This window comes from Lacrimispora sinapis, from assembly GCF_043633585.1.
Classification (GTDB): Bacteria; Bacillota; Clostridia; order Lachnospirales; family Lachnospiraceae; genus Lacrimispora; species Lacrimispora sinapis.
In genome coordinates this window covers 1,506,788-1,525,696 of record NZ_CP141832.1, presented here as the reverse complement: position 1 = coordinate 1,525,696, position 18,909 = coordinate 1,506,788, and the positions used below count along the sequence as shown (strand labels likewise).

Below are 18,909 nucleotides of genomic sequence, written 5' to 3'. Positions count from 1 at the left end.
AGTGTCAACTTTGTGCGTCAACTTTTAATTTTTCATAGTTGACATGGTTGACACTCGCCGTCAACCCTATTAATCATAATTTCGCTTAAATTCCAGATGGTTGACGCACTAAGTTGACGCTCTTTCAAACCCCTTTTGTCTACCATAAGCAGGACCATATCGCCGCATGGATTTATTCCGCTTCCAGCCCTTTGCGTTTAAAAGAATGTTGTTGATCTCCATGCTATCCTGCTTTTTCATATACCTGGTATCTCCTCCAAAGCATTCCGCCCATATCTCAACTGCACATACCTTTTCTCTTTCCACCAGTTCTGTGCCTTCTCCAAGTTGTAACTGCCCATTCCAGAACATTCTCCGCTTGCTTAAATCCAGTTGATCCCAGTTAGAAGGAATCTTCTTTTCCAGAAAATCCAGGATTACTCCTTCCTTCCCGGAAGTCTCCCGGTGGCTCTCCTGTTGTTCAAATGCCAAGGCTTCCACTTCTTTTGATAAGTACAGTTCTTCTCCAAGTGCCCAGTATGTATAAGCCTCCGCCCAGATCTGATCCACTTCCTTCGGAAGATCGTTCCACACAGATTTCTTCGCAGGATGCACACCTACATCAACGGGCCAAAAGCGCCGGTTCCCGGTAGAATCCTTTAGAAACTCGCTGTCATTGCTGGTACCGAAGAACACACAACGCCGGGGATACCGCTCTGTGCGTCGCCCGTATGCCGCTCGGTAGATATCCTCTCTTTTGCTTAGGAACTGTTTAACAGCGGATGTTTCCTGCTTCGACATGGCTGTAAGTTCTCCAATCTCATTGATCCATGTACCCTGTATGAGCTCGGCAGCATCTTTCCCTTCAAAACTTGCAAGACTGTCGGAAAACCACTCTTTTCCTAAGATCGCAAGAAACGTACTCTTACCAATTCCCTGTGGTCCAGTAAAGATAGGCATATAATCGTATTTCACGCCTCCTACGATCCCTCTGGCTACAGCTGCGCACAGGGACTTTCTCATAATCGCCCTGGTATAGATATTATCTTCTGCCCCTAAGTAATCAGGTAAAAGAGTATCCACCCGCTTCACACCGTCCCATTTTAAGCCTTTTAAATATCTCTTCACGTCGTTGATTGTGTTCTGGCCCCCTACAATAGAAACCGCAGCCGCCAGCTTATCCCTGGACGATATCCCGTAATAGGTCTCCATATACCAAAAGAATCCGTCATCGTCTGGATCCACCCACTGACGCTTTTCCTCCGTGGGGTTCCATGGAAGGGATCCCAATACAAGTCCCCGGTTTGCAAATTCATCGGTCACGATCTTTCCCTTAAGAAGTGGATCATTCTGCAAAACTATGATCACATTATTAACTGTCTTCTGGTAGTTTCCGTTTCCATCTACGGAAAGTCGGCTGATCCAGCTTAGATCATCTTCCTGCGGCTGCCCCTGCTGTTCTGGTGCTGAAAAGGCCTCTCTCGCCGCTTCAAACTTTTCCTTGGCTATAAGATCAGCTACGGGTTTATCCCCGACCGCCAAGCGGCTCATGGCCGCAAAGGACGGCAGCTTATTGACAGGGGTTCCATCTTTTGCTTCGTTATCCTTATCCCCGTACATATGGAGCCGGACCAGATCAAAGGCATTAACGAGCTGTCCGGAACATGGATCCGTTGCATGGTGGGAATACATGAATAAATCCCCATCATAGACAATGGCTCCACCTGCTGTACTTCCTCCTGTGTAGGTGTATCTTCCGGAAACGTCAGTTTCTTCGTACATTCCGGGTATAAATTTTTCCATTGCCTGGGTAATACTGTAGGTCCGGCAGAATGCACCGATAATTCCCTTTTTAGTCGTAGGGTCTTCCTGCTTTGCAAGTCTCCTACGTTCAATTGCTTCTGTTCCTGGAACCTGCGGCCATGAAGCTATATCATGCCAGTCTTCATACATTGCCAGAAGACCGTCAAGGCTACAGAATGGACTATCGTATACCTGAAACACATAAATGCTGTCAGCGCTGCAGCTGGGCCAAAACATCAGTCTGGAGGCTTCAAAAGTGGTCGGATCACAGAACTCAATGCCTATAAGGGCAGCCAGCTTCCTTGCTGCAGGTTCATATTCATCCGCTGTGGCAGTCCGGTCGAGGGGAATAATAACCCTCAACCTCGGCGCGTACTCTGCGTGCTTTCTGGTACTGTAAATTGCCGCAGCGCACCCAAGCCCATTTACTCTTTTTAGAATGTCCTCTGTATGACCTGTGGGAATATTATCAAGGTCAAGGGTAATTAAATCCCTCCCCTCCACATAACATGCCTTACGACGGTCACCGATCAGAGTACCACCTACAAAGCCGCCCACGTCCTTTAGCTCATCCTGCTGGCCCCTTGTGTATGATAAGTACTGTTCAAGAGTTTCCGTACTCCGGACAGGGTTCTTTAAACGGTCCACAAATTCCGACCACATGATGATACTTCTCGGCCAGTGCGTTGCTTTCCGGCTACCGGCTGTACTGATCTGCAGCTTTCTGTTATTCTGCACGTTTACTCCCTCCTAGTCCTTCATATAATAACTGCTTTCAAATCCTGCGCCTTTTAAGATAAGCCCCGGCGCCCAGGGAATCGGTTCCGCCATAAGATCACAGACACTTTCTACGGTTGTCTCCATAGGTGCATCTATGATCACCTCATCATGTACATGGAAAACTGTCTGTAATCCTCTGTCCTCAATTCGTTTTAGCGTCACCGCCAAACAATCACGGGCAATGGCCTGCACAATGTTCTCCGTCATTTTCCCGCCATAGGTAGAGGTGACTTCCCATTTCTTTGTCTGCTGGCCAACTTGGTAATAATGAACCGCCAGCTTACCGAACTGGTTTTCCTTTAGAAAAGGTTTCGGATAATAAAGTTTCCGGCCACTTGGAAGCTGCACCGTAAGGAAGGACTGTCCATAGACCAGATCTCCTTCGAGGGCAAAGATCAAGCCGTAAATTCCTTGTGGTTGTGCCGTCTGCATGGCGGTAACTGCCGCCTGTTCCACGGCGTACCATAAATCCTTAATTCTCGGGTTCGCCTGCCTCCACCTTTGTACAATGTCTGGTAACTCTTCTTCCGTAAGACCCTGATCCAAAGCGCCCATGGCGATCAGTGCATTAGGCCCGCCTTGATATCCCAAGGCAAGAGTAGCCACCTTTCCTTTCTGGCGTAAGGCATATTCGGGATTTCCTTTTGCTATCAGTTCAAGCGGAACATGGAACATCTGCGCGGCCGTTGCTTCATATATTTTTCCGTGAGTGGCGAATACCTCGTTGACCCACTGTTCCCCCGCCAGCCATGCAATGACTCGGGCTTCAATGGCTGAAAAGTCGGATACTACAAACTTGCGCCCTTCTGTTGGAATAAAAGTGGTACGGATTAGCTGCGATAATGTATCCGGGACGTTCCCATATAACAGCTTCAAACCTTCGTAATTCTTTGCCTTAATCAGCTTCCTAGCATAGTCCAGGGTTTTTATGTAATTACGGGGAAGGTTCTGCATTTGGACCATTCTCCCAGCCCATCGCCCCGTGCGGTTGGCTCCGTAATACTGCGTCAGACCTCTTATCCTATCACCCTCTCCGCAGGCAATATCCATGGCAACATACTTCTTTATGGAGGTTTTTCCAAGCTGCTGGCGGATCTCTAACATTCTGCGCACATCTTCCCGAAGATCGTTCCTGGTATTAAGCAGTTCCTCCACCGTAGCTTTCTGAATATCGGATAACAGATCAGGATCGGCTGAACACTCCTTAGACTGTTCGTTAAGCCAGGGGATTAGCTGCGCCCCGCTGTTTGGGTTAGAAAGCCCTGTAAGTACGATGGCTTCGTCCGTCAGCTTTTGGGTACTTACGGTATCTATGTAAAGAGCTCCTTCAATCATTTCCTTATCCACCTTGACGCCATAGGCATTCATAAGAACATCAAGCTGCCATAGGCGTTGTTCATCTTGGGGCATCGGAAACAGATTCAGGCGCTTTAGTATTTCTCTTTCGGTCACGACATCCTGCTTGCAGTATTCCTTGAATAAATTCCATTTCTCCTGATCATGCCATGGCTGATTCCAGGTCCTTCCACCATTTGTCCTTGTGGGCTTACAGGGAGTACAGAAGTACTTGATCAGGGCTTTTCCGACTGTCATCTTCTGCTTATCCTGAGGAAGCCCGATTGCCTTTCCGGTAGCTTCAAGTCCTGCCGTATAGCCACAGTACAAACCATGAGCCATGGTGCAGCGCCACTGATTGATTGGAGTTGTATATCCAGCACGGTTTAAGCAATACCACTCAAACGCTGCATTGTAGGCATGTTTCAAAACCTTATAATCCGAAAGAGCCGATATGATCCAGTCTGGAATATGCTCCCCATTGATCAGATCAACAATCTGAACGGGATTTTCGTCCCACTGATAAGCAAACAGGAGAATCTGAAAGTCCGGAGACTGGGCATATTTATAGGCACCTGCCTTTTTAATATCCACGCTGCTCCTGGTCTCAATATCTATACTTAAATGGTTCATAAGTCCCTCCTGTTAGATTGAGGGGCCTTTAAGCCCCTCTTGGTATTAATATGGAAGTCCGGTAATCGGATTGATTCTCGGCGCAGCTTGCTGTGTATATTGTGGAGCAGTATAAGATGGCTGTCCGGTTGTAGCAAAAGGCTGCTGCTGTGATGGTGCATAGCCCGGTTGCGCTGTTGGCTGTGGAGTTCCGAAAGCCTGTGCTGCTGTTGGAGCGCTTCCTCCCAGGGATTCCCCGTCTCGTCTTTTCTGCACAGGCCCAAGACCGCATCCGATCCCCTTCTTACCTCCAAAAGCGTAAGGGAAGAACGTCACATTTACCCGGGCATACATACCGCTGTAAACTTCGGACTGATTGATAATAGGATTTCCCTGTGCGTCTACAATCTCAGGCGGATAGTCAGCTTTTGCACTGGCCGTAAATACCCAGTGGCCTTTACACTCCGGACCAAAGGCCATACCATCGGAAGGTCTTACGCCATCCCCATCATAGACGGGCGTCGGAAGAATTGGAGGGCACTGGCCATTCCATTTTTCGGATATGCCTTTCTGCTTGGCTGCCTCTATAGCAGCGTTAATCCGGTTCATGGTGTCCGTATCCGTTTTAGGTACTAAAATGGTACAGCTGAACTTCTCTTCCTGCCCCTGCATCGGTGAATAGGGCTTAAATAAATGTACATAGGACAGTCTTACTTCTCCAGTTGTGATGTTTGTTAATTCGTTCATAATTAAATATCCTCCTTGAATGCGTCTTTCGCGCTTATGGTGTTTGTGATCGCCGGCCTCTTATCTGATTCTTTTACCAGCGCCGGTTTTCCTGGGGCCTTTTCTATCTTGTCCCCTACAAAAGTTTCAAAATCTTTTTTTCCTACTACTTTTTCTATCTGTGCCAGGGTAAGAGGCTTTCTTTCCCATAATACAGTCTCGGAAATTCCGTTTTCTTTCAGCTTTGAAAATGCCTCATCCATGTCTGTCCAGACTCTGGAGCCGCGGCCTTCTACTGCTTTCCAGCCAGGAACCTCCTTACCAGCCAAACATTCTGCAAGTGCACAGTCCTGAAGATCACTAAGCCACTTAGCAACATCTGCACCCTGGGTAAGATACTGTCCCATCTGTTCATTGGTGATCAGGGGAGGGAGCTTTCCCTTGTCAGGGGAGAATGCCAGTCTGACATTTTCTTCTGCCCTTGCCCGGCATCTGCCACGGGCCCGGCAGTATTTACAGGTCTTTGGGCCCGGAGAAAAATCCCCTTCTCCTTTTGTGGCTAACTCTGCACGCTCTTGCACGTATTTTCCCCATGCCAGCAGTTCTGATAGTGGACAGCCCCACTCTGAGATACCATCAGGAAGCCTTGGCTGGACAATGGACATCTTGATTTCTTCTATAGGATATAGAACTTTATAGGTTTCGTAGGCTCCCAAAGCATAAAGGGCAAGCTGGGGATTCCCTTCTGCTTTCACCCGCCCATCTGGACTTTTTCCGTACTTAAAATCTATAACATGCAGCACCTTACCCCCGATCAGCACACAATCCGCAGTTCCAAATCCTTCGGGAACATAGGCGCTAAAGTCTACCCTCTTTTCGATAGCCACGTAAGGCTCAATTTTCATGGCCAGAGCTACCGACTTTATGTAATCCAGATACTCATCCGTATAGCCCACCATTTCATCCTGCCAAAGTTCTTCCTTTTTCAGCTTATTGATTCCCGCAGTCAGCTTCCGTTTTCCAAAGTCTGTTGTGTAGAAATAGTTCCGAACTTTCATTTCTGCTAATTCGTGAGCAAGTGTACCCTCTTTTGCCGCCTCTGAAGTTGTGTCAGGAAACTGCTCCTCCAGCTTTGCACTGGGAGTACAATAAAGCCATCGGTGAGCGCTGGAAGCACTTAACAGGGCATGTGCCCGTTCCGCATGTCCCATTATATCTGTGCCCCCAATCCCCGGAGAGCTGTTGCAAACGCTCCGTACTGCTCCTGTGGGAGTGCGGGTAATGCCTCCACCCCAAACTGGGCCAGAAGGTTCAGCAGATCAGCCTGTCTTCCAGAATCCATAAGCATGACTGCTGCTTTTGTCAGATCGTCCATAGTATAGCTGCTGGCCGTAGTCTGCACCTGCGCAGGAATCTGCTGTGCGGGAGCTGTGTTCTGCACGGGCATTGCGGGGGCAGCCTGTGTCTGAATAGGTACGGTCATTGCTGGTGCTTGAGATGCAGTAGTCGTCTGTACTGGTGTTTGAGTTGCGGGAGACTGCTGCGCCGGCAGGGTTTCCGATATTGGTGCCGGTGCAGGGCTAGACTGTCCAAGCCCGGCCAATCTATTTGCGAAGTGCAGCATTTCATCTAAAGTTTCAAAAGTAACGTTAATCATAATTCGATTCCTCCTAATCCATCTTTTAATGTTATAAGTTCCTCTTTTGAGAGGGTGATACCTTTGGTCATTTCCGACCGGTCATCCGACCAGCCACGGAGATCGTACTTCGGGGAGTTGTCTCCCCATTTAACGAGGTTCAGTTCCTTGTGGAATTTTCCTGACTTCGGAAGCTCCACAAGGGTTTCTAAAATGTCACATTTTAAATCAGCCATTTTGATATCCTCCTAGCTCCAAGCTTTCACTGGTGCTACTGGTGTATTTGGCGGCATCGGAACATACTTAATTTCCAGGGATTTTATTTCACCCTCATCATCGGTATGTACTTTCATATCAACAATATCCATCTTGCTCAAGGCATCACCGATAGACATTTTATATAAGTCATTCAATTTCATTACTGTTTTTCTCCCTTCTTAGGCTTGATATTAATCTTCTTTATAAAAATCATTTCTCCACGTTTATTGATTTCAAAATCATTCCTTCTCTGATATTTTTTCCAGCCTCTTAGAGCCTTTGATTTCTTGTCTGCCTCTTTTGGGTCCCCATATTCATAGCACATGGCATAATGAGAAGAGCCCAGAAATTCCAGAAGCTTTTCAACCTCTACCGAGGTAGCATGGCTCACCTTGGCAGCTTTAGGAATATTTGCATCGTAAGTTACTTTTAGCGCCACTTTTTCCTTACCTCCTGTCAAATATCTGATATTTTGGTCCGTCACTGTATCCCCGTAGGTCAGATCATCAGTCCCCGGAATCACATCATCCAGGCTGACTGTCCGGATCTGTCTATCCTGCCTTTCCCGTTCGTGTCCAATGGATCTGCGCACAGCTTGTTTTACAATAGTTTTAAAAGACCACTTCCGAACCTCGGGCCGGGCAAACCATTTCTTGACTGCCTGCAGGTATCCGAAGGCTGCCACATCGTACAGGTCCTCATCCAGCTTTTGAATCCTCATACACCATTCAAGGGCGCTGTGGTTTTCTTCTGCAAATGCTCTCTCCTCTGGGGTGAGCGGGGTAAGCATGACACGATCACACATAGGCTACCCCCCCCTAAAAATCCGCCTCTCATAGGCTAGTCCTCATTGAGTTTGCGCATCACATCATCAAACAGCAACTCCATGGTAATCTTCTGCATAGTCTTATCTGGGTTCTTTTTAATTGCCACATAAACCAGTTCACACAGGCCAGCGAAAATGGCGGAGTCTGGCCCCTTTACTGTCGTGGATCTCTTTCCATTCAGACCGGACTCTTTGCAGAAACACATGACCACAGGGGCTTCCGCATCCTTCTTTGCCATTTCTTCCATGGCTTTTAATAAATTTAAGAACTCATCCATCTTGATTTCCTCCGATTCCCTATGTATAATAAGGGTGAATTGTTTTTATCTAATTACCCGAACCTTGGCAGTTCATACCTGCCGGGTTCTTTTTAATTTTCAGTTTCTCTCCGGTGACTACGTTCAGTAACCGCATCTTCCGGGCTTCATTCGATATGACCAGATACACTTCCGGATCATATCCATTCTGACGGATTATCTCCCGCTGGCCCCTGGTTGGCTTTCCTGGTCTTCCCATTAGCGTTTCCTCTCAGGATTAAGAACTCTCTGAATTTCCCGAAGGTGTCGCCTGATATCTCCCGTTCTTTCCGGCCCCAAGTCCTTGCACAACTCCTCCACTTCCTCGTTAATACTTGAAATCAGATCCGACAGACTTTCTTCTGCATAATATTTTTTCAGCAGAATACCTTCCTGGGTCGGAATGATCTCCATGGGGCAGCCTTCATTGATTCTTAAAATTCTTCTAATCTCCTTGGGAATGACAACCCGTCCAAGATCATCTACCCGCCTTACAATGCCACTTGCTTTCATAATTTTTCTCCTTTCACATAGCTTCTAAATGTGCACAATACGCCAACACCAGTAAAGCACACCATACCGCAATTAGTCTGGGCATGAGCCACTTCCACCATTCCATCAAACGTGACGGGCGGGTGTCGGTGTAATCGTCTAAATTTTCATAGTACTTTCGCATGGGAGTCCTCCTTTCACAACAAAATAAACTCTCTGACTTCCTTGCTTGTAAGCGGCCGCCCCAATACGATGCTGGCAGCTTGTACTGGTGTGAGTTTTAATGACTTGCTTAAATCCCATAATTCCCCCAGGGTAAAAGTCTCTGGCCTTGCACGTTTGTTTTGGACCGTCCGCTGAGTAACTCCCAGCTTAACTGCTATATTCTCATCATTAAGGCAATAAAGATCCATATTATTAGAGATGCAGGCCCTTACTACCCTGCTTGATGCCTCTTTGTCGTTTGGTTTTAACTTTGGCACTTGGCTTCCTCCTCTCATATTTTATACAGGTATATCTTCGGCTCCTCTCCGGGCATCGGATCCGGCAGGACTTGCAGGAACGTGTAATCATGTTAGGCTACTCCCCTGTAAACCACGGTACAAAGTTTTGCATTGCCCTTCGAGTCTACATAAGAGATTCCAACCGGATAGTTGTTTTCCGCCAGCCACAGTTTCACATCGTCAAAGACAGATGGCTTGTACTGAACAGTCACGTCAGAATGTCCATTTCTACTGAATGGAGTTGTTACGATCTCGCTTTCCTCCATATGGAGCTTCTGAATAATAGCACTGACCGCCAGGCTATGAGGCTTGTCACCAGTGGAGTAAATCCCAAGTTCTTTGGCAATCTCTGTACAATCGTAAAGTTTCGGCATGTCCACCTTGTCAGTAATCAGAGGGATTCCAAAGTCAATACCAGCTTCATTCTTATAGAGGTTGTTTACTGCAACGGCGATAAACTTTGAATCAACGCCAGCTTCCTTGTAAGAATCCTTCATGATCTTTGCGGCCATATTGACTGATGAAAGAGCCGGGCGCTTCGGTGTTGATCCCCTCTGTGGAATTCCTTCCCTGATCGTATCCTCCATATCATGGAACCGGTTAATGTATCGGGCGGTAAATTCTGTACCCTTGATTCCGGTCAGCTTGTGGGCGATAAATTCACAGCCTTTCTTGGTAACTAGGAAGCAAGGTCGAACCTCTCCTTTCCCATCTGTATAGGTTGACTCTTTGAAGAAATCAACCGGCTCAATCTTGAGCTCGTTAAGTTCTTCGATATAAACCCGAATATCACGCACAACATTTTTGTGTTGCTTTCCTACCATTTCAGCCACTTCTCGGCTGTCTAATGTTTGATTTAAACTTTTCATGTATCACTATTCCTTTCTTGTAAAATTTTTCAATTCTCCTTATACTGTACTTACAAGCTCCTGCCAGGGCTTAGTACGAATGAAAGGAGAACGGACATGGAGAACGCTAATTATTTTTCTGATCTGAGTGAAGCGGATCAGAACAGCTTGCTTGATTACATAATCTCCAACTTTAAAATGATTCAGAGTATCAATCATGAGCAGACCGCATACGGCTTAAAGGCACGATATAATCGTTTGACGGGTGCGAATAAGGGACACCATGTTACCTCGCGCTGCTTTATGGAAGCGATGGTAAAGGAGGGATACAGGGCGGTACCCGTGAAAGGGGCGGTCGAACCCAATTGGTACTTTAATGTTGGGAAGACCCATTTTACAGATTAACCCATTCTACAATCTCGTTTTTGCACCCCAAAAGGATATCGAACACATCTTTAATGGTTTCTTTTGGGGTATTTTTTACACAAAAAGCGATTGTGTTAGGTGCATCTTGCACATCCATAGGCCCTAGGGCATCTAATCTTGTTCCCGGCTCATCCGCGTCATACCCCGCATTTTTCAGTGTCTCCGCGAGTAATGATTTTCCTAAGCCACGTCCGTAAAAATAAACTTTCGCTTTTGCTTTCAGCGCCTGACGTAATATTTCGATCTGGGTCTCTGTCAGGCAACTGTTCAAAACCTTATGAAATACATCCATCTTTTTTCCCCTCCTTTTCTACGTCCTAAGAATACTTTTGAAGTACACGATCTTATCAGAGAAACCAGTTCTTGTAGAATCAATGAAATTAAATCCGATCACGTTTTTAACTGCGATTCTTACACGGAAGCGGAAATGTATGCTCGTATGTTCTACAAAGGTTCTTGTAATGGGTGTACCTACTGTATGCCAGAGAAAAATACTGGCTAATTATTTTGGGGGTGTTGCAGTTGCTGCAGTGCCCCTTCTAAATCTACTGCAAAATCTCTTTGTAGCATTTCTTCAAAATCTGTAAGCGTATTGCATTCGCTTTTTACGCCACTGAAAACCAAGTTAGCAAAGTTCTTCATAGGCATTTGCTTTAATGCTTCAAAATTAGTCACCTCTTTCACCTCCTTCAATGGTTGTCGGGTTACTGGATTTCTTTTGAATCTTCTAATAAGCTGTCTACGGTTACGCCTAATAGTTTTGCTACTCTTTTTAAACTTTTTGCTGTAGGACTTACCTTATTCCATTTGCACAAACTTCCAATTGATAAGCCTGTTTCCGATTCTATAAAATTAATGGACAAACCGGATTTCTTGGCTGCTTTGCAGATATTATCGTATACCATAATTTTGTTATCTTCCTGCTTCGTAAAATCACCTCCATCTTTTAGTTCTGAAAAAATCGCCAAAATATATTGACTTACTTCTGAAAATATTCTATAATTGGATTGTCGATCAAATTAATAAAAATTCCCAGATATTTTATCGCTATAATTATGCGATTTTTTCAGAACCTTATAATCACATTATACGCGATTATTTCAGAATGTCAAGGGTGTTTTTGCGATTTTTTCAGTATTTTTTTTAAGGAGCGCAAAATGGATCTTAAAGAGCGTATCAAAGAGCTATGTAAGAAAAACAATATTTCAATGAATCAATTAGAACAAGAACTTGATTTTGGTAAAGGATATATTAGTAAGCTAGGGAAAAGTACGCCCAATGCTACGAAAATCCAGCAACTGGCTAATCGGTTAGGAGTGACTGTGGACTACCTCATGACCGGCAACATGGAGTATGATAGTGAACATTACTACGTCAATGAAGAAACGCGGGAGATAGCGCAGGAAATTTTTGAAAACCCAGATCTGAAGTCACTATTCCATGCGGCAAAGGATCTGCCACCGGAAAGACTGAAAGCGCATATAGACTTTATACAATCTTTAAAGCAACAAGAAGACAAGCACAATGACGAAGGGTGTTGATAAGAATGAACAATCCTTTGCTTACGGAGGCAATAGGGGTACATTTTTTAGATATGGATGTAAAGATAGAAGAACAAGTGATCTGTAATAGTGACGGCAGCTTTACCATTATAATCAATTCGAGACTAAATCAGGAACGTCAAATGCTCGCATATCAGCATGCTCTTCTACATATTGCAAACGATGACTTTAATAAAAATAATGCTGATTCAATAGAATTGGCAATGTAATAAATGATAATTGATTAAAACAGCCTATGGCTTTTTAATAAATCAAAACAAAAGAAAAGAGGTATATGAGTATGGCTTTTGGAATAAAAAATATTTTACAAGGCGGTTTTGCTGGAAACTACAGTGAAGTTTCTGTTGAAGAACTAAACAAAGAATTTGGTATGTACTTAATGGAGGGCGAATCTATTACTTTGGGATTCAAACTTGTTCGTGATGCGCTTATTTTTACAGATAAAAGATTAATTATGACCGACAAACAAGGTGCTACAGGAACCAAAATGAGTGTTACATCTATAAACTTATTTTCAATTATAGATGTAAAAATGGAGACATCTGGCTTTGGATTTGACGATAGTGAATTAACATTCACTTATATTAGGACTCCTGAACTTAAAGGTCATCACGTGGAATATGCTTCACATAAATTGGAATTTCCTAAGAAATATAATGTTCAGTCTTTGTATAAAATTTTGCAAGAGCTGGCGTATGAAAATTGTCTTAAAATAAATAACTTATAATAAACTAAAACCGCCCCGACTGCAATCGGAACGGCTTTACATAGATTCTCTTACCGGATGAACCGAATAAGATATGATAAATTTGTCCAATACATTATATCATTTTCGATGCGTCCTGGCAAGAGGCGTATTTTTTATACCCAAAAATAGAAAGGAAAATGATATTATGGCAACAGCAAAGAAATTACCATCAGGCTCCTGGAGGTGCTTGGTATTCGATTACACTGATAATACAGGAAAACGTCATTATAAGTCTTTTACCTGTGATGACCCCTCTCCCTCTGGTCGACGTGAAGCAGAGCGCCAAGCTGCAAACTACGCCGCTACAAAAGAACAGGGAAAGATTGAAGCAAATACCGGTATGACCCTACAGGAAGCACTGGATCAATATTGTATTCTAAAAAGTAATGTTCTTTCCCCTAGCACTCTCAGAGAATATAAGCGAATGATTAAAAGCTATTATACTTCTTTAATTTCACTAAAAATCACCAAAATATCTACAGTTCAAATACAAAGATGGATTAATAACTTTTCAGATTCTCATTCACCAAAAACCACACGAAATGCTTTTGGATTACTTTCATCGACATTGACAATGTTTAAATGTACCAATGTGCTAACTGATATCACTATGCCGCAGACGATTGTTCCCAACCTCTACACCCCTTCCGATACTGATGTAAATGCGCTGTTAAAGCACGTCAAGGGCACTCACTTGGAAACAGCAATCTGCCTGGCGGCATTTGGACCTATGAGAAGAGGCGAAATATGCGCCCTTACCAAAAAGGATATCGTTGGTTGTAATATAACGGTTTCGAAATCCATGGTAAAAGGTGACGATGCAAAATGGCACATTAAACCACCAAAAACGACAGCCGGATATCGTACTATTGAATTTCCACAGTTTGTCATAGATATTGCCATAAATAATTCTTCTGGTGACAGGGTCGTTCCACTTTCCCCCGACAGTATCACAAAGAGGTTTATTGATACTATAAAACTGCTTGATATCCCACGCTTCCGCTTTCATGATCTGCGTCATTATGGAGCTTCAATACTTCACGCAATCGGTATACCAGATCAATACATAATTGAGCGTGGCGGATGGTCAACTGACAATGTGATGAAGACCATTTACCGAAACACTATAAATGAAGAATCTAAAAAAATAAACCATAAAATCAATGAACATTTTGAGAGTATGCAACACGATATGCAACACGAAAAAGAAAAAGCCTAGTATTTACTAGACTTTTTAAGTGGAGCAGACGGGAGTTGAACCCGTGTCCAAAAACTAATTCCCTGTTCTTCTACTATCATAGTCAGTTTATTGACATTCCCTCCGCTGCCCGGGAACTGACACCCTGACAACTTCAGTAGCTTCATAATACGTCCGCATACTCAAAGCTTTGTATACGTCGTTTCTCACATCGTCGATGCCGGGATCTTAAAGTGTGAGTGCCTTAAGGCCGACAAGCTGCATTACGCAGCTAAAGCTAATTTATTATTGTTAGCGTTTATATTTTGTTTGCCATTTAACGCATCGCATGCGGATAGCTTCACCAGTTGCATAGTCCCTGTCGAAACCAGTACTGCCCCTGACTGGTACTTTTTTCAAAGTAAATTTATACTAACATGAAAAAAAAGCTTTGTCAAGACCAGGCCATTTCCAGTTATAAATCATCAATCAGCGCGCTGCTTTTTGCATATGCCGTACTTTTTGCTTCAAAAAAATCTGTTTTAATGGAGTTTGCATTGCTGTACTGACTGACCCATGACATGCTTTCCGGTTCTTTTTCATGACCTTCATACAGGGGTTCCCAGCCCAGACTTGTGCAGCGGAGATTTCCCAAATATTTGATATAATCCGTGATCATCTGTTTGGTCAAGCCGGGCACTTCATCGCCGATGGCATAGCAGCCCCATGCAATTTCCTGCTCGCAGCCCTCCAGAATCATACTGCGGTAAATCTCTACACATTCCGGGGTAAATAACTGGGGTTCTTCTTTTTTAAGCTCCAGGATCATGTTTCGGAACAGCCATAAATGTGTATTTTCATCCCGGTTGATGTACCGGATTTCCTGAGAGGAACCGGTCATCTTGTGGTTCCGTCCCAAATTATAAAAAAACATGAATCCACTGTAAAAATATACACCCTCAAGAATATAGTTGGCAATCACTACCTTCATAAAAGCAAAGGCACTTTTATCCTTTTGGAATTCATTGTACAGATTTCCAATAAAAGTATTCCGTTCAAGAAGATGAGGGTCACTTTTCCACTGATAAAGCACTTCGTTCCTGGTCTGGGGTTCGCAGATACTATCCAGCATATAGCTGTAGCTCTGGCTGTGGACCGCTTCCTGGAATGTCTGTATGGATAAGCATAAATTGATCTCGTTGGCGGTCACGTATTCCCCGATCGCCGGTAAATTAGCGGTTTGTATGCTGTCTAAAAATACCAGAAATGACAGAATCTTATCATAGGTTCTCCGTTCTGAGGGGCTGAGCAGAGGATAGTCCTTGGTGTCTCTGCCCAGATTGATCTCTTCCGGAATCCAGAAATTATTCATCGCCTGGCGGTACCAGTCACTTACCCAGGGATATTTCATATGATTAAAATCATTTAAATTGGTGGTATTGCCGTTGATCATCCGGCGTTTTCTTACATCAATATCCCCATCGGGGTTAAAAAGAGGTCTTTTTTTCAATTGTTCCATTCTTTCACTGTACTCCCTCCTGTTTATGGTTCTCATTTGACCTTCTTCCCACGGCTGCAGGATCAACTGGAACAAACTTCACATTCCTCTACTTCCAGACTTTTGGATCGGATATAGTAGATGGTCTTTACCTTGCATTCCCATGCCAGAATGTAAAGCTGCAGCACCTGGCGCAGAGTATAATCATTGGTGATATAAAGGTTCATGCTCTGAGCCTGGTCCACATGTCTCTGACGGATTCCTGCTGCCCGAATGGACCACTTCTGGTCGATCAAATGGGCATTTTTATACCTCCAGAAGGTTTCCGGAGACAAATCCGGAGCAACCCGGGGGACCAGTCCGTTCTTTTTTTCCTCCAGATAGTATCTGCTCATAACAGGGTCAAGTCCTGCGGTGGTACCCGCAATCATACTGGTACTGCTGGTCGGTGCAATGGCAATGAGCCAGCCGTTTCTCATGCCCTGGGAAGCTACTTTTTTTTGCAGCCGGTCCCATTGCGGTGAATCATAATGCCGTTTCGTAAAATAGGCACCGGTCTGCCAGTCACTGCCTTCAAATTTTTCATAGCAGCCTTTTTCAGCCGCATAATCACAGCTTGCCTCAATGGCTGCAAAATTAATGGCTTCAAAAATCCGGTCCGCGAATTCCAGATGTTCTTCGGACTCCCAGGAAATTTGATTCTTTGCCAGCATATGGTGATACCCGCTTACCCCCAGCCCTATGGGACGGTAGCGGAGGTTGTTCAGCTTGGCATACGGCACAGGGAAGAAATTCAAATCAATGACATTGTCAAGTGCTCTTACGGCACTTCTGGTCAGCCTGGTTAATTCTTCTTTATCCTTCAAATCAATCTTTCCAAGAGATAAACTTGCAAGGTTGCAGACCACAAAATCACCTGGTTTTGTAACGGTCACCACCACAGTCTCTCCGTCAACCGTTTCATAGCGCTGTTCCACATCCTCCACCCCACTCATGTTCTGGGCGATTTCCGTACAGAGATTGCTGCAGTAAATGATACCGCTGTGATTGTTTGGGTTGGCTTCATTTACAATATCCCGGTTAAATGCAAAAGGTGTACCGGTTTCCACCGCACTTTTTAAGACCAGGCGGATAATATCCTTAATGGGAATGGTCCTCTTCTCTATCCGGTCATCACTCACACAATCAAAATACCGTTCTTCCCACTGGGTCCCATAAGAATCCTCCAAAGCCCAGCCCTTTACCGTGAGAATCTCATGAGGGCACATGAGATGCCAGTCTCCCTCTATGTTTTCCTTTGCCATTTTCCAAAACAGATTGGGGTAACACACCGCAGGAAAAACATCGTGGGCCTTCATGCGGTCATCTCCGTTATTGGTCCTAATAGTTAGAAACTCAGGCAAATCCTTATGCCAGGCATCCAGATATACCGCCACAGCTCCCTGCCGCACTCCCAGCTGGTCCACTGCAACCGCCGTATCGTTGGCCAGCTTGATCCAGCGGATCACGCCTCCTGCCGCTCCCTTAAAGCCTCTGATTGCACTGCCTGCCGCACGGACCTTGCCAAAATAAAGCCCCATGCCTCCTCCGAATTTGCTGACCTTGGCAAAGCTGTCAATGCTCCGGTAAATTCCATTCAGACTGTCCGGAACCGTATCAATAAAACAGGAGGAAAGCTGGTGATAAGGCTTCCGGGCATTGGAAAGGGTAGGCGTAGCCATGGTCACCTTTAAAGTGCTTAACATGTCATAGAACCGCTTCACCCAACCATCCCGGTCGCTCTTCTCCTTCATTGCAAGATGCATGGCAATCCCAAGAAACATCTCCTGGGGCGTCTCTAACGGTACATTCTGATGGCTGCGGATGACATAGCGGCTCAAAAGCAGTTCAAGGCCGGAATAGTTGAGAAGGTGATTTCTCCTTCGTTCCAGATACGTTTCATACCGGTCAATCTCTTCCTTGCTGTAGTGCTCCAGAATATAGTTTCCATAAAGCCCCTCATTTGTCAAGAAGCAAATTTTATCGTAAAAACTCTTGATCTTCTGCCGCTGAAGTTCTTCTTTTAAGGACATCTCAAATTGGAGCATCAAAAATCTTGCTCCGATATATTCCCAGTCCGGCGCTTCCTGAGTCGTCAGTTCCACCGCGGCCTGTATAAGAACCTTGAGCCGATGGGACGAACTTTCTTCGCTTTTATAAAATGCACAAAACTTATCTGAAAGAAGCTCCAGGTCATAGGCGGAATCGGTCCAAACGGACTGTATGTCCTCAAGCACCGCCTGAAACTCCGGTATCTCTTTAAAACAATCCAGAAGTATCTGTTTTCCATGTGTAATATCCATATGTTGTTCCTGCCATTCTATGGTATGATATCAATACCAATAACTGTTATTATATATTGTAGAAAGAATATACCACAAGATATAGTTATTTTCAACCTCTCATATACAAAATATTCTATTTTAATTCCACTTCTTTAAACAACGCGGCAACTGCAGAGCGATAATCCACAAGGTTCTGGGACTTCCTGATTTTTTTGGCATGTTTTTCTCCGTCTTTCAAGCGTTGTATCATATATGCCCACAGTTCCTTCATTTTAAACAAAACATTCCGGTCACCGGAAATTACGTTCTCATATCCGGCAAGCACCTCATCATGAAACTCTTTCAGTATTCCTTTATCCAGGACTTCCCCTGTTTGCAGTTCTCCTGCCAGATGAGGATCTGTCACCAAACCTCTTCCCATCATAACACGGTCAACGGTCGGAAAGGCATGTGTAAATCGCTTATAATCCTCTGCAGAAAAAATATTTCCATTATAACAGAGTGGATTTCTGCTCCCCGTAACCGCCTTCTGGAATACAGATAGATTGGGTTCATTCTTATAAAAATCTTTTTGAACACGGGGATGAATGATCAGTTCCTTTAAGGGGTATTTATTATAAATCTCCAAAAGCTTGGAAAATTCATCGGGATGATCCTTTCCGATTCTGGTTTTTATGGAAATATCCATATCTACGGCTGAAAATACTTCTTCAAGGAAATGCTCCAGCTTGTCCGTATCACTGAGAAACCCGGAACCTTTTCCTTTTGAAACAACGGTGGCAGAAGGACAGCCCAGATTTAGATTAACTTCTTTATAGCCATACGTTTTAAGCTCTTTAGCCGCCCAGATAAAATCCTCCCCTTTATTGGTTAAAATCTGGGGAACCAGATGCAATCCCTCATTGTGCTCCGGCAGAATGTCATTTTTCTCTCTGGAAGAAAACACCCGGTTCTGGGTGGGGACGAGAAAAGGGGTAAAATATACGTCTATGTCTTTAAAATATTTACGGTGGGCATTCCGGTAAACATATCCAGTGATCCCTTCCATAGGGGCAAAATAATACTTCATCAATAAAGCCT

The 18,909-nt window shown here is 44.4% G+C and carries 23 protein-coding genes and 1 other RNA gene; 4 read left to right on the top strand and 20 right to left on the bottom strand.

The window, feature by feature from the left end; genetic code table 11:
- Nucleotides 1–108: 108 nt before the first annotated feature.
- The 13 genes from VIG27_RS06995 to VIG27_RS06935 form a co-directional block, all read right to left on the bottom strand.
- The gene (locus VIG27_RS06995) at nucleotides 109–2,520 is read right to left on the bottom strand and encodes a VapE domain-containing protein (RefSeq protein WP_394526519.1); all 2,412 of its coding nucleotides are present in this window, start codon (nucleotides 2,518–2,520) and stop codon (nucleotides 109–111) included.
- A gap of 12 nt (nucleotides 2,521–2,532) precedes the next feature.
- Nucleotides 2,533–4,530, bottom strand: coding sequence for a DNA polymerase (locus tag VIG27_RS06990; RefSeq protein WP_394526517.1), 1,998 nt, complete (start codon nucleotides 4,528–4,530; stop codon nucleotides 2,533–2,535).
- Between the two features lie 45 nt (nucleotides 4,531–4,575).
- Nucleotides 4,576–5,256, bottom strand: coding sequence for a DUF2815 family protein (locus VIG27_RS06985; protein ID WP_394523695.1), 681 nt, complete (start codon nucleotides 5,254–5,256; stop codon nucleotides 4,576–4,578).
- Between the two features lie 2 nt (nucleotides 5,257–5,258).
- Complete coding sequence (locus VIG27_RS06980) at nucleotides 5,259–6,446, bottom strand: DUF2800 domain-containing protein (RefSeq protein WP_394526515.1); 1,188 nt, start codon at nucleotides 6,444–6,446, stop codon at nucleotides 5,259–5,261.
- Complete coding sequence (locus tag VIG27_RS06975) at nucleotides 6,446–6,892, bottom strand: hypothetical protein (RefSeq protein ID WP_394526513.1); 447 nt, start codon at nucleotides 6,890–6,892, stop codon at nucleotides 6,446–6,448. Before VIG27_RS06975 ends, VIG27_RS06980 begins: the two co-directional genes overlap by 1 nt.
- Nucleotides 6,889–7,107: a YdbC family protein gene (locus VIG27_RS06970; protein ID WP_394526511.1), complete on the bottom strand. Its 219-nt coding sequence runs from the start codon at nucleotides 7,105–7,107 to the stop codon at nucleotides 6,889–6,891. The genes VIG27_RS06975 and VIG27_RS06970 overlap by 4 nt, the downstream gene beginning before the upstream one ends.
- A 12-nt stretch (nucleotides 7,108–7,119) precedes the next feature.
- Nucleotides 7,120–7,290, bottom strand: coding sequence for a hypothetical protein (locus VIG27_RS06965; protein ID WP_394526509.1), 171 nt, complete (start codon nucleotides 7,288–7,290; stop codon nucleotides 7,120–7,122).
- Nucleotides 7,290–7,934, bottom strand: coding sequence for a hypothetical protein (locus VIG27_RS06960; RefSeq protein ID WP_394526507.1), 645 nt, complete (start codon nucleotides 7,932–7,934; stop codon nucleotides 7,290–7,292). Before VIG27_RS06960 ends, VIG27_RS06965 begins: the two co-directional genes overlap by 1 nt.
- Before the next feature lie 35 nt (nucleotides 7,935–7,969).
- Entirely contained in the window at nucleotides 7,970–8,233 is a 264-nt protein-coding gene (locus VIG27_RS06955; RefSeq protein WP_394526505.1) for a hypothetical protein, read from the bottom strand.
- Between the two features lie 49 nt (nucleotides 8,234–8,282).
- Nucleotides 8,283–8,471, bottom strand: a complete 189-nt coding sequence (locus tag VIG27_RS06950; protein ID WP_394526502.1) for a DUF6906 family protein — start codon at nucleotides 8,469–8,471, stop codon at nucleotides 8,283–8,285.
- Entirely contained in the window at nucleotides 8,471–8,764 is a 294-nt protein-coding gene (locus VIG27_RS06945) for an AbrB/MazE/SpoVT family DNA-binding domain-containing protein (RefSeq protein ID WP_394526500.1), read from the bottom strand. The genes VIG27_RS06950 and VIG27_RS06945 overlap by 1 nt, the downstream gene beginning before the upstream one ends.
- Nucleotides 8,765–8,940: 176 nt before the next feature.
- Entirely contained in the window at nucleotides 8,941–9,225 is a 285-nt protein-coding gene (locus tag VIG27_RS06940) for a hypothetical protein (protein WP_394523708.1), read from the bottom strand.
- A gap of 92 nt (nucleotides 9,226–9,317) precedes the next feature.
- Nucleotides 9,318–10,115: a Rha family transcriptional regulator gene (locus VIG27_RS06935; protein ID WP_394526497.1), complete on the bottom strand. Its 798-nt coding sequence runs from the start codon at nucleotides 10,113–10,115 to the stop codon at nucleotides 9,318–9,320.
- A 96-nt stretch (nucleotides 10,116–10,211) separates the two neighbouring features.
- On the opposite strand from VIG27_RS06935, the gene VIG27_RS06930 reads away from it, so the two are divergent.
- The gene (locus tag VIG27_RS06930) at nucleotides 10,212–10,499 is read left to right on the top strand and encodes a hypothetical protein (protein WP_394526495.1); all 288 of its coding nucleotides are present in this window, start codon (nucleotides 10,212–10,214) and stop codon (nucleotides 10,497–10,499) included.
- On the opposite strand, the gene VIG27_RS06925 is transcribed toward VIG27_RS06930, so the two are convergent.
- From VIG27_RS06925 to VIG27_RS06915, 3 genes are all read right to left on the bottom strand, one after another.
- Nucleotides 10,489–10,812 (bottom strand): hypothetical protein, encoded by a 324-nt coding sequence (locus tag VIG27_RS06925; protein WP_394526493.1) that lies wholly within the window; start codon nucleotides 10,810–10,812, stop codon nucleotides 10,489–10,491. The genes VIG27_RS06930 and VIG27_RS06925 overlap by 11 nt on opposite strands.
- Nucleotides 10,813–11,018: 206 nt before the next feature.
- A complete protein-coding gene (locus VIG27_RS06920; RefSeq protein WP_394526491.1) occupies nucleotides 11,019–11,195 on the bottom strand; it encodes a hypothetical protein in 177 nt (58 codons plus the stop codon).
- A gap of 29 nt (nucleotides 11,196–11,224) precedes the next feature.
- Nucleotides 11,225–11,425, bottom strand: coding sequence for a helix-turn-helix domain-containing protein (locus VIG27_RS06915; protein ID WP_394526489.1), 201 nt, complete (start codon nucleotides 11,423–11,425; stop codon nucleotides 11,225–11,227).
- Between the two features lie 252 nt (nucleotides 11,426–11,677).
- On the opposite strand from VIG27_RS06915, the gene VIG27_RS06910 reads away from it, so the two are divergent.
- From VIG27_RS06910 to VIG27_RS06900, 3 genes are all read left to right on the top strand, one after another.
- A complete protein-coding gene (locus VIG27_RS06910) occupies nucleotides 11,678–12,061 on the top strand; it encodes a helix-turn-helix domain-containing protein (RefSeq protein WP_394526487.1) in 384 nt (127 codons plus the stop codon).
- Between the two features lie 301 nt (nucleotides 12,062–12,362).
- Nucleotides 12,363–12,809, top strand: coding sequence for a PH domain-containing protein (locus tag VIG27_RS06905; RefSeq protein WP_394526484.1), 447 nt, complete (start codon nucleotides 12,363–12,365; stop codon nucleotides 12,807–12,809).
- A gap of 166 nt (nucleotides 12,810–12,975) precedes the next feature.
- Nucleotides 12,976–14,049 (top strand): site-specific integrase, encoded by a 1,074-nt coding sequence (locus VIG27_RS06900; RefSeq protein ID WP_394526481.1) that lies wholly within the window; start codon nucleotides 12,976–12,978, stop codon nucleotides 14,047–14,049.
- Between the two features lie 17 nt (nucleotides 14,050–14,066).
- On the opposite strand, the gene ssrA is transcribed toward VIG27_RS06900, so the two are convergent.
- The 4 genes from ssrA to VIG27_RS06880 form a co-directional block, all read right to left on the bottom strand.
- Nucleotides 14,067–14,408, bottom strand: a transfer-messenger RNA (tmRNA) gene (gene ssrA / locus VIG27_RS06895).
- A 74-nt stretch (nucleotides 14,409–14,482) separates the two neighbouring features.
- Nucleotides 14,483–15,526: a ribonucleotide-diphosphate reductase subunit beta gene (locus tag VIG27_RS06890; protein WP_394526479.1), complete on the bottom strand. Its 1,044-nt coding sequence runs from the start codon at nucleotides 15,524–15,526 to the stop codon at nucleotides 14,483–14,485.
- Between the two features lie 62 nt (nucleotides 15,527–15,588).
- Nucleotides 15,589–17,847 (bottom strand): ribonucleoside-diphosphate reductase subunit alpha, encoded by a 2,259-nt coding sequence (locus VIG27_RS06885; protein ID WP_394526477.1) that lies wholly within the window; start codon nucleotides 17,845–17,847, stop codon nucleotides 15,589–15,591.
- Nucleotides 17,848–17,962: 115 nt separating this feature from the next.
- On the bottom strand, nucleotides 17,963–18,898 hold the full coding sequence (locus VIG27_RS06880) for a tRNA dihydrouridine synthase (protein WP_394526475.1): 936 nt from the start codon (nucleotides 18,896–18,898) through the stop codon (nucleotides 17,963–17,965).
- Between the last annotated feature and the right edge of the window lie 11 nt (nucleotides 18,899–18,909).

Bases quoted from the DNA above. Each gene is read 5' to 3' on its own strand.
- VIG27_RS06990 (WP_394526517.1), bottom strand. From the start codon at position 4,530: ATGAACCATTTAAGTATAGATATTGAGACCAGGAGCAGCGTGGATATT.
- VIG27_RS06985 (WP_394523695.1), bottom strand. From the start codon at position 5,256: ATGAACGAATTAACAAACATCACAACTGGAGAAGTAAGACTGTCCTAT.
- VIG27_RS06980 (WP_394526515.1), bottom strand. From the start codon at position 6,446: ATGGGACATGCGGAACGGGCACATGCCCTGTTAAGTGCTTCCAGCGCT.
- VIG27_RS06975 (WP_394526513.1), bottom strand. From the start codon at position 6,892: ATGATTAACGTTACTTTTGAAACTTTAGATGAAATGCTGCACTTCGCA.
- VIG27_RS06970 (WP_394526511.1), bottom strand. From the start codon at position 7,107: ATGGCTGATTTAAAATGTGACATTTTAGAAACCCTTGTGGAGCTTCCG.
- VIG27_RS06965 (WP_394526509.1), bottom strand. From the start codon at position 7,290: ATGAAATTGAATGACTTATATAAAATGTCTATCGGTGATGCCTTGAGC.
- VIG27_RS06960 (WP_394526507.1), bottom strand. From the start codon at position 7,934: ATGTGTGATCGTGTCATGCTTACCCCGCTCACCCCAGAGGAGAGAGCA.
- VIG27_RS06955 (WP_394526505.1), bottom strand. From the start codon at position 8,233: ATGGATGAGTTCTTAAATTTATTAAAAGCCATGGAAGAAATGGCAAAG.
- VIG27_RS06950 (WP_394526502.1), bottom strand. From the start codon at position 8,471: ATGGGAAGACCAGGAAAGCCAACCAGGGGCCAGCGGGAGATAATCCGT.
- VIG27_RS06945 (WP_394526500.1), bottom strand. From the start codon at position 8,764: ATGAAAGCAAGTGGCATTGTAAGGCGGGTAGATGATCTTGGACGGGTT.
- VIG27_RS06935 (WP_394526497.1), bottom strand. From the start codon at position 10,115: ATGAAAAGTTTAAATCAAACATTAGACAGCCGAGAAGTGGCTGAAATG.
- VIG27_RS06930 (WP_394526495.1), top strand. From the start codon at position 10,212: ATGGAGAACGCTAATTATTTTTCTGATCTGAGTGAAGCGGATCAGAAC.
- VIG27_RS06925 (WP_394526493.1), bottom strand. From the start codon at position 10,812: ATGGATGTATTTCATAAGGTTTTGAACAGTTGCCTGACAGAGACCCAG.
- VIG27_RS06915 (WP_394526489.1), bottom strand. From the start codon at position 11,425: ATGGTATACGATAATATCTGCAAAGCAGCCAAGAAATCCGGTTTGTCC.
- VIG27_RS06910 (WP_394526487.1), top strand. From the start codon at position 11,678: ATGGATCTTAAAGAGCGTATCAAAGAGCTATGTAAGAAAAACAATATT.
- VIG27_RS06905 (WP_394526484.1), top strand. From the start codon at position 12,363: ATGGCTTTTGGAATAAAAAATATTTTACAAGGCGGTTTTGCTGGAAAC.
- VIG27_RS06900 (WP_394526481.1), top strand. From the start codon at position 12,976: ATGGCAACAGCAAAGAAATTACCATCAGGCTCCTGGAGGTGCTTGGTA.
- VIG27_RS06890 (WP_394526479.1), bottom strand. From the start codon at position 15,526: ATGGAACAATTGAAAAAAAGACCTCTTTTTAACCCCGATGGGGATATT.
- VIG27_RS06885 (WP_394526477.1), bottom strand. From the start codon at position 17,847: ATGGATATTACACATGGAAAACAGATACTTCTGGATTGTTTTAAAGAG.
- VIG27_RS06880 (WP_394526475.1), bottom strand. From the start codon at position 18,898: ATGAAGTATTATTTTGCCCCTATGGAAGGGATCACTGGATATGTTTAC.